The sequence below is a fragment of the Gammaproteobacteria bacterium genome (assembly GCA_033720895.1).
Lineage (GTDB): Bacteria > Pseudomonadota > Gammaproteobacteria > Natronospirales > JAJUFS01 > JAWWBS01.
In genome coordinates, this window is record JAWWBS010000108.1 from 1 (window position 1) to 3,033 (window position 3,033).

Here is a 3,033-nt window from a genome sequence, read left to right on the forward strand (position 1 = left end):
AGCATGAGTTGTGTCACGTTTATGTCGGCAGGACCGACGAAGACCCGCAGCCTAATGCCGCCGAGATCGAAGACTGGCGCTGGATTGCTCCGGATGACTTGACGGCCGAAATGAAAGCCAACCGCAAGGCCTTCACGCCGTGGTTCAAACTGGAGTGGGAGCGGCTAAAAGAAAGAAATCTCTCATAAAAAAGCCCCGCCGAAGCGGGGCTTTTTCGTTGCACCGTCTGCTTCAGAAGCAGAGCGTGTTGGCGCCCTTCTTGATGCGCTCGAAGATCACGCTGGCGCCGTGGATGATGACGCCGTCGATCAGCGAGCCTTCATCGTAGCCGCGGGAGTTGGTGCAGGGCGGGCAGGCCCAGACATCACCACCGCGATCGATAAACGCATGCATCAGGTCCTTCAGCGGTTCCATCGGCTGGACGTGCGTGTGCTCGAGAGCGTTCTTGCGCACCAGGTCGATGGCGTTGCTGGTCAGGAACAGGCCGACGTTCATGCCGGCGGTCATGGCACCGTTGGCCAGGGTCAGGCCGACCGACGAGACTTCGTCATTCGCGCCCTGGGTCATCACCACGATCATGTCGTACTCTTTGTTTGCTTCAGTCATTGTCATTCCCCTTCGAGGTTTCTAGTTCACTAAACAAGTCGTTTTGGTAAAACAAGCTGTTTGTCGTTTCAGCTTGGAAACCAGATTAGGGGCGAGAGGTGATTTCGTTGAGTGCAGGATGTGTAGCAATCGACTATCGATTTTGTAGTGCCAACAGAGGGCAAGTTGACTACATTTTATGTAGTTCACGTGAGCAGGGCGGGGGCGGATAATGGCGCCATACCAGGAAAAGCAAGATCAGGAAAAGAAGGCTTTTGGCGTGGAAGAAATCGAAGAAGCCTGTCCCATCATGGCAGCCTGCTCGGCCCTGTCCGAGCGCTGGACGCTGCAGATCGTGCGCGAAATGTTCATGGGCGCCACTCGTTTCTCGGAATTCGAAACCTATCTCCCGAAGATGTCGCCGACGCTGCTGAGCAAACGCCTGCGCTCGCTGGAAGAGCAGGGCATCGTTCTCAAGAAGAAGCTTTCCGGCAAGAAGGGCTATGAGTATCGCCTGACGCCGCAGGGCCAGGCACTGAAACCCGTGCTGACCGAGATGGGCCGCTGGGGCATGGGCTGGGTGTTCGACACCATGGACCAGTACGAGCTCGACGCTGCCGTGCTGGTGAGGGATTTCGCCGTCGCCATGAAGCTCGACGAGCTGCCCAGTGGTGATGCCACCATTCAGTTCATTGTCACCGGCGAGGACGCCGCCATCCGGCGCTACGTCACCGTGCGCGACGGCAGCGCCGAGGTCTGCAACCAGGACCTCGGCCACGAAGCAGATGTCTACCTTACCGCCGATCTCAAGACCTATGGCCGCATCTGGTATGGTGAAGTGACGGTGGCCGATGCCGTGGAGAAAGGTATCCTCAAGGTGGTCGGCAATCGCGCCTACACGGATTGCGTCAGCCGCTGGCTGGGTACCAGCCAGTTTTCCAGTTACAACCGCAATGCGAATACGGAGAGCGGGGCGTGAACGAATCATCTTCTCGCAGCATTCCAGCCCGATTGGCATGGGTCGCTGCCGGGACACTGGCGCTCTTGATGATTCGCTGCTGGCCATGCAGCTTGGCACCGGGGTGAACTGGACTTTGCTGGATTTCATGGTGATGGGCTGCCTGTTGATGTTCACCGGCTGCGGCTATGTGCTGGTCAGCTACGGGTTCGCGAGATCGAACCCGAAAAAACGCCTGGCGATTGGCGCTGCTTTCCTGCTCTTTTTCCTCTATGCCTGGGCCGAGCTGGCCGTAGGTATCTTCTTCAACCTAGGCAGCTGATGACGATTTTGCTGTATTGAATCGAAAATATTTGTTGATCTTTGTAACGAGGATGCTACAGTTGTAGCGTACTTGTTACGGAGATCAGCAATGGCTGCCCAGGAAACATCCCGCCACGAGCTCGATATTCTCAAGCTGCTTTGGCGCTACCAGCGCCTCAGCGCCCGAGAAATCCACGACCAGCTGGCCGAGGAACGCGGCTGGGCGTATTCAACCACCCGCACCGTGCTTGAGCGCATGGTCAAGAAGGGCCAGCTGCGCAAGCGCAGCTCCCATGGCCTGAATGTCTATGCCCCGGAGCTGGCCAAGGTGCCGACCCTGGCCGGCCTGGTGCGCGATTTCACGCGTCGCCTGCTGGATGTCCGTCCGGCCAGTGCCATCCCCATGTTTGCCGAAAGCGACCTGCTGGACGAGCGCGAGCTCGCCGAGCTTGAGGCCTTGCTGGAAGCCGATGATGCCGCAGGGGATGACAATGCTTGAGCCAGTAAAGTCCGTGCTTCTGCTGACCTTGCTGACTGGCCTGGTCTGCCTGCTGGTTCCCGTCTTGCGCAAGCGCATGGCGGCAACTGACCTGCTGCAGTTACTGCGCCAGCTACTGCTCCTGATGGCTGTTTCCCCCATATTGGCATTCGGCCTGCCCGAGCTGCTGCCGTCCGAGGCCGCCAATCAATTGCCACGCCTCATCGCGCCTGCCCTCAAGCCGTTGTCGCTGGACTGGATGCTTGTCGCTTCTTCCGGATCGCCCGCAGGCCTGCAGGCAAGCCAGCTGCCGGGCCTGTTGCTGGCGGTCTGGGTTCTTGTAGCTGCCGTCCTGGTCTTCCGCTTGTTGCGGGCTGTGAGGGTTTACCAGCGAATCGCCATGCAGGCCGAGCGCCTGGCTCCCGAAGCCTTGCCTGTCGACCTGCCGGCGCATGTTTCGGTTGCCGTAGCCGACGATGCACCGAATGCCTTTGCCATCGGTCGACGTCGGCCGCTCATCGTGATCCCGGCGCGCTGCATTGCCGACCGCGATGACACGATCCTCGACGCCGAACTTGCCGCATTGTTGCTACATGAAGCAGCGCATGTGCAGCACGGCGATACGCTCTGGCTGCCACTTTGTCGACTAGCGCTTTGCCTGTGGTGGCCGGTAATTCCGATGTGGTTCCTGTATCGCGAACTTACCTTG

6 protein-coding genes are annotated in these 3,033 nt (G+C 59.0%); 5 read left to right on the forward strand and 1 reads right to left on the reverse strand.

Annotated features, from left to right (window positions below; genetic code table 11):
* The coding region (locus tag R3217_10575) for an NUDIX domain-containing protein (GenBank protein MDX1455887.1) at positions 1-188 on the forward strand (188 nt) is incomplete at its 5' end.
* 43 nt (positions 189-231) lie between these two features.
* On the opposite strand, the gene R3217_10580 is transcribed toward R3217_10575, so the two are convergent.
* Positions 232-606 (reverse strand): DsrE family protein, encoded by a 375-nt coding sequence (locus R3217_10580; GenBank protein ID MDX1455888.1) that lies wholly within the window; start codon positions 604-606, stop codon positions 232-234.
* A gap of 211 nt (positions 607-817) precedes the next feature.
* On the opposite strand from R3217_10580, the gene R3217_10585 reads away from it, so the two are divergent.
* From R3217_10585 to R3217_10600, 4 genes are all read left to right on the forward strand, one after another.
* Positions 818-1,564 (forward strand): helix-turn-helix domain-containing protein, encoded by a 747-nt coding sequence (locus tag R3217_10585; GenBank protein MDX1455889.1) that lies wholly within the window; start codon positions 818-820, stop codon positions 1,562-1,564.
* Positions 1,539-1,865 (forward strand): hypothetical protein, encoded by a 327-nt coding sequence (locus R3217_10590; GenBank protein ID MDX1455890.1) that lies wholly within the window; start codon positions 1,539-1,541, stop codon positions 1,863-1,865. The genes R3217_10585 and R3217_10590 overlap by 26 nt, the downstream gene beginning before the upstream one ends.
* 90 nt (positions 1,866-1,955) lie before the next feature.
* Positions 1,956-2,345: a BlaI/MecI/CopY family transcriptional regulator gene (locus R3217_10595; protein MDX1455891.1), complete on the forward strand. Its 390-nt coding sequence runs from the start codon at positions 1,956-1,958 to the stop codon at positions 2,343-2,345.
* On the forward strand, positions 2,338-3,033 hold a 696-nt coding region (locus tag R3217_10600; protein ID MDX1455892.1), incomplete at its 3' end, for a M56 family metallopeptidase. The genes R3217_10595 and R3217_10600, both read left to right, overlap by 8 nt.